Origin of the sequence: Rhodoferax sp. OV413 (assembly GCF_945881795.1) — a bacterium.
GTDB lineage: Bacteria > Pseudomonadota > Gammaproteobacteria > Burkholderiales > Burkholderiaceae_C > Allorhodoferax.
In genome coordinates, this window is sequence record NZ_CAMCVG010000106.1 from 1 (window position 1) to 6026 (window position 6026).

4 protein-coding genes are annotated in these 6026 nt (G+C 60.0%); all 4 read right to left on the reverse strand.

All coding sequences use genetic code 11. The annotated features are described in order from the left end of the window. Nucleotides 1-989, reverse strand: a 989-nt coding sequence (locus Q0O05_RS10830; RefSeq protein WP_293662971.1) for a threonine--tRNA ligase, incomplete at its 3' end; no start/stop codon positions are given. Nucleotides 990-1242: 253 nt separating this feature from the next. Then, nucleotides 1243-4833 carry a YjbH domain-containing protein gene (locus tag Q0O05_RS10835; protein ID WP_293662973.1) on the reverse strand — a complete coding sequence of 1197 codons (3591 nt, stop codon included), beginning with the start codon at nt 4831-4833 and terminating at the stop codon, nt 1243-1245. Continuing rightward, nucleotides 4830-5669 carry a YjbF family lipoprotein gene (locus Q0O05_RS10840; RefSeq protein ID WP_293662975.1) on the reverse strand — a complete coding sequence of 280 codons (840 nt, stop codon included), beginning with the start codon at nt 5667-5669 and terminating at the stop codon, nt 4830-4832. The genes Q0O05_RS10835 and Q0O05_RS10840 overlap by 4 nt, the downstream gene beginning before the upstream one ends. A gap of 48 nt (nt 5670-5717) precedes the next feature. Beyond that, nucleotides 5718-5984, reverse strand: a complete 267-nt coding sequence (locus tag Q0O05_RS10845) for a hypothetical protein (protein ID WP_293662977.1) — start codon at nt 5982-5984, stop codon at nt 5718-5720. Between the last annotated feature and the right edge of the window lie 42 nt (nt 5985-6026).

Below are 6026 nucleotides of genomic sequence, written 5' to 3' on the forward strand. Positions count from 1 at the left end.
TCGCTCTCGGTGGTGAACATGTTTTCGCGGTACTTGTCCCAGTGACCGGTCTTCTCCCACAGGCTCTTGTCGATGATTTGCGGACCCTTGACTTCGAGGTACCCGTTGTCGCGGTACACCTGCCGCATGTACTGCTCCACGCCCTGCCACAGCGTCCAGCCCTTGGGATGCCAGAACACGGTGCCGGGGGAATGCTCATCAATGTGGAACAAATCCAGCTCGCGGCCTAGTTTGCGGTGATCGCGCTTTTCAGCCTCTTCCAGCATGGTGAGGTGCTGCTGTAGCTCGTCTTTGCTGGCCCAGGCCGTGCCGTAAATGCGTTGCAGCATTTCATTGCGATGGTCGCCGCGCCAATAGGCGCCCGCTACCTTCATGAGCTTGAAGTGCTTGAGTTTTCCGGTGCTCGGCACGTGCGGGCCGCGGCACAGGTCTTCGAACTTCCCCTCGCGGTAGAGGGACACGTCCTCGTTAGACGGAATGCTGGCGATGATTTCCGCCTTGTATTGCTCGCCCAAGCTCTTGAAATACTCCACCGCCTCGTCCCGCGGCAGCACGCGGCGCAGCACCGGCTCGTCCTTGTTGGCAAGCTCGGTCATCTTCTTTTCGATGGCCGCCAGGTCCTCTGGCGTGAAGGGGCGCTTGTACGCAAAATCATAAAAGAACCCGTGCTCGATCACCGGGCCGATGGTGACCTGCGCATCGGGGTACAACTCTTTGACTGCGTAAGCCAATAAGTGCGCCGTTGAGTGGCGGATGACTTCCAGACCATCGGCGTCCTTGGAGGTGATGATGGACAGCGCGCTGTCGGCCATCATCTGAAAACTCGTGTCCACCACCCTGCCCGCACTATCGGGCTCGGACAACGCGCGCACCTTTCCGGCCAGGGCCGCTTTGGCCAGCCCAGCACCAATCGAGGCCGCTACCTCAGCCACCGTGACGGGGCCGGGGAACTCACGCTGAGAGCCGTCGGGGAGTGTGATGTTGATCATGATGAAGTCAGTAAAAAGAACAGAATCCGAAAAGCAAAAAGCGCGGTCAATTCCGCGCTTTACTATGATTTTTATAGCTTCCGACGCACAAGGCGCGGGCGCAGGCGGCTTATTTGTGCATCAATCGGGCCGGCGTAGTTCGCGGTGTCATAACCAGAATGGGGTTCTTGCTCATGTTCGGTGGACGCGCCTCGCATTTTAACCGGAGGAAACCTGCGCCTTTGCGCGGCGCAGGCCAAGCGCACCGGACCTGTCAAAACCGCTTGGTCGCACCCACCCGGCTCGGCGATGCTTGAATCTGCCAGCCTTTTTCACGATGCAACTGCTGGCTTGACATGATGGAGCCGACGGCATAGCCCAACAATCCGCCTGCCACCGTGTCAGACAACCAGTGTTTACGCTCCTCGATAAGGCTAATGGCCGTGGTAGCAGCCAATGCATACAGATAAGGCATGTCGTACTGCTGGGCAAAAGGTGTCACCAAAGCAAATGCCGTGGCAACATGGTTGGACGCAAAGCTGGACTGCGAGGCGTTAGCACCAAAACCGTCAAAGGACGAGGCGCCCCTCCCATCTTCGGGCCGGGCGCGGCCTACGGCAAACTTCATGCCGAGATTGGCACCCAAGGTCAGCCCTGCCGCCATCAGCGACGTCTGGGCCGTGTCCGCCGCACGATCACCCGCCACCCCGGTCAATAACGCTCCGGTGCCCACTGCCATCAGCGCCGGCATTGCGTTGCCCAGCTTCGCCACTGACTGCATGCCTCCACCCTGCTGCTCTCTCACCCACTGGTCCGCTTGGGTGTCAAAAGCGCTGGAGGCGAGTATGACTCCAGCAGCAGTCATCCAAGTGGACGCCGGAACGTCGCCCACCCCATGCGGGAGCGCACTCAAGTCCTGCCCGGCCAGCTTGAACCTGTCTTTGGGATCCAACCGGACATAAGACAGATCCTCTCCGGTTACAAAGCGGTTGTTCGCCCTGCTGCCAGGGTTGGAAACATAGCGCCCAGCGCGGGCGTCGCGCTGCCAAGTCACGTCGAACAAAGTCACGCCGCGTGCCAAGCGAGCGCCGCCGTCCCGAGTAAGCGGCGTCCAAGCCGCAGTGCCTGACCAGGGCGAGGACCTTGGCAGCAGCAAATCAAACGGAACGGTGACATAAATGCCTTTATCAAAGCTGCCTTCGCCAAACTGTTGGGTAGACAGGTTCGTCTTGGTAGCCCACGCGCCGATGGCCGTGCCATTCTTAAACACACGCCGCACGTCGAAGGTCGCCCCGACATCTCCAGCCAGATAGCGGCCCGCCTGAACGGTGACAAGCAGGTCGTTCCAACCGGTGTCCCAGTAGGCGGTGGCATGGCCGGTGGTGATCTCGTAGTCTCGCAGCCCAAAATCCTGCGCGAAAGAACGCTGGCGGACCTGGTTCACATCCACACCAAATGCCAGCGGACCTTTCCAGGGCCGGAAAAGCCATTCGCCCCCCACCCCCGCAAACATCGACTCAAGCAAGCCGCCATAAGCGCTGGCGTAGTGCCCTCCGCCTAGGTCTTCGACATGGGTGATTTGAAGGTTGGGAATCGTGACCGCAGACGTTGTCACGTATTCGCGTTGATGTGTACGCACCCTGGGCAGGTTGGTCGGCGCGTCGTACTTAAAACGCTCGTAGTTGTCGAGCACACGGGCATTGGCGTTACCGCTAATCCAGGTGTTGGGTTGCAGGCTGTATTCCATATTGGCCCGCACACCTGCCTGAAAAAGCACAAAGCCGTCCGGCCCGCCCAGAATCTGGCTGTAACTCGGCCCAATTTTCAGGCTGGGCTCGCGACCATCACGCTGGAAACCGTCTGCAGCGGGCAGCAGCTTCTCATCCGCGACGCGCATAGGAGCTTTGTTCACCTCGATTGCGGGCAACTTCAGGGAAGGAGCCTGTCCTTGGGTCTGATCGCGCAGCCATTCCGCCCGATTGATTTCGATACGGGTAAAGGCCAAACCGCGCGCCTGGAGCTCGATGACAAAATTTCGCACCGATGCCGGCGCTAGTCTGTTCAAGACGGCGATGGCACGGTCCATCTGCTCTTGCAGAAACACCCCTTCTGCTTCCGCAACCACAAGGAGTTTGTCTGCCTGCTGCTGCGCGCTCAGAACGGTCCAACCAGTGAACTTCTCCAGCTCATCCGCCAAGGCTGGAGCTGCCAATGCCGTTGGATACAAAGCGGGCATCAAAGGAAAGCGCGGCTGCACCGGATCCAGCGGCTTGGGCATCTCGAGGCGGCTCAAATCAAAGTGCAGCGTAAGGCCCACTCCAATCCGGTTTCCTCGCTCCAGAGAACCAGAAAAATCTACCCCTGGAGAGTAGCGGTAAACAAAACCAAGATTGACCGGGCTGGACTGGGGCTGGGTTGTGCCAAACGGCTCCCGCTGGTAGTTGCTTCCATCCAGCTCAGCCTTCCATACCCACTGGCCGCTAGGCGAGGTCCATTGAACCCCGCCAAAAATCGCCGCATCCCCGCGGAAATAGCTCTGGTCATTGGTTTCGCCGCCAAATGCAGCCGTCTGTGTGCTCCGGGTCTTGTAGCTATTGCTCAGCAGTCCCAGGGGCGCTGACACACCGCCGCGTGAAGCCATGTAACCCCACCCCAAACCCATGCTCGCGTCCCACGCGCCCCAGCGCTTGCTTGCCACCAAGTATTCGCTGCCAAACAGGCCTGTGCCCCCCAGATCTCTGATACCCACTGCCACTTGGGGCAACACAGCGTCCTCCTGCAGCAAGCGCAGCTTCACATCCACCGACTTGTCTTTGTACGTTTGCTCGCCTGCAATTGCGGGGCCGTACAAAGCATTCGCAATGTCGGTATAACGAAAACCAAATTCGAACCAGTCCAAGGGTTGAAGCATTACGCTGAGGCGGGTGTTCGGGTACACCCCCGAAACGTGACTCCGCACCGAACCAGCAGACTCCATCCTGGCCGATGGCGTTTGAATCACACCGATATCTCCCCAGTCTGAAGCGGTCCACTGCTGGACACGGGGCACACCACGACCAATGGATACTTCCTTCGAATGATGGGACGAAGGGGACGCATGGACGCGTACCGGCATACCGGGGTAAAGCGTTTGCGCGGGAAGTTGGGTTGCCAGAAAGCGCGCGATGTTATCGGCCACACTGCCGGACAACGTGCCACGGCGCGGCGCCAACATCCACCCGCCGGGGGCGATGAATCCCTCTGCATCCGCGTTCCAAGCTGCAACACCCAACTTGCGAACCCGGCCATCCGGCTGGACCAGCCAAACCCAATCAATCGATTCCGCGTCATCCATGCAGGCCCGGAGATACGCTCTGACATCCAGACGGGCGGAGGCCTCTGTGAGGCACATATCACCAGCGTCGCTCAGCACCGCCACCGAAGTCAATCCCGTCAAACGCTGCAGGCTCTGACCATCGGCCAAAACCGGGTCGTGTTGCGCAGAACCCTGAAGCCAGCGCGCATCGGTGCTGGCTAGGACCAGGCGCCCTGTCACCGGCATGGCGCCAAGCCGCTCGTTCAGGCCATCCAAAGCCTCACCGCGCTGCCCCAATTGCAGGGCAATAGCCTCTTGGAGACGGAGTTGTGCTCCCCGCTCGCTGGGCGCCCGCCAGTGGATGATTCCAGCATCCCCGCTGGACCCCACATTTCGCATCAGCCACTCGCTCAGGCGTTCTCCGGGCCGGATGTCCATGCCGCTTGACAGGGCGGAAGCATGGATAGCCAAAACCTCCGGCCCAGCCGCCTGCACCACGGCAGCAAAGCTGACGCAGCCCCACAGCAACGCGCCCCGAGCAGCGAAATACATAGCAAATATTTTCTTCACAGCGACTCTTCCTGTGGCGGCCAGAGCTGCATCCGCAAGCACACCTTGTGAGACAAACATTGCCTGGAAAAAACCACGGCGGCTTGACCACGGTACCGGGCTACTGCAAACACAGCATCCGGCAAATGTGAGCCGTCAGCCGCATCGACTTGCTCTCTGAACCAACGAACCCCTGTAGACCACTCACGGCGCAGAGTGACGGGGATCTCAAAAGACAAGGAGGAAAGCGATGAAGGCGACATGGCCGACAGGGTGACACGCTCCTGCACTCCGAAGCGGTAGCTCGGCAGTTCGTCACGCGCTCGCTGGTAGGTGGCAGGCGCCGCCATTGCATCAGTCCATGCGATAGGAGGGTTCAAGTACGTGAGCGCTCGCCAATCGACCGGCAGCCCCACGGTGCCCATAATGCGACCGTTCTGGGTTCTGATAATCTCACCGAGGGCCGAGTACCACACCTCTACAGCACCATGACGATCTTGGTCGATGTAACCCAACACCATGAGCGCCGGCGCCGCACCATCGAGCTCGACACGCATGTAACGGAATGCGGGGTTCAGGTTCTTGAGGGCCTCACCCAACTGTTGAGTATTCAAATCACCCCGCACGAGACTGACCAAGGACTGCATTTCCGGCCCCTGGCGAGAGGCGCACCCCGCCACCAACAGGATCGCGCACATACCCAAACACCGAAAAAGAAGCTGCATGAGAGGAAACAAGAAGAGCAAAAAAAAGGCGCCCGAAGGCGCCTTGGCAGGGTAGACCTGGTTAGTTTGACCCTGTGGAACCTGTGGAACCTGTGGTGGTTTCGTTTTCGCCCGTAGTTGCAGCAACAGCAACACCAATCGCCACAGCAGCACCAACTGCAGCGGCGGCAGTCACGCCACCTACGGCAGCAGCGGTAGCACCAGCTGCGCCCGCAGCGCCTGCTGCAGCAGAACCGGCAGCACCTGCACCTGCACCGGCAGCACCTGCACCTGTACCTGCAGCAGCGCCTGTACCTGCCGCACCGGTCCCAGCCGCACCGCCGGTTCCGGCAGCAGAGCCAGTGCCTGCGGCGGATCCGGTGCCTGTACCCGTACCAGCCGACGCGCCTTCTGCCGTTTGTGCCAAAACAGGTTGTGCCGCGAGAGCGGAAACAGCTGCAATGGCAACCAAGAATTTAGAAACGTTCATACAAACTCCCATCTGGATTG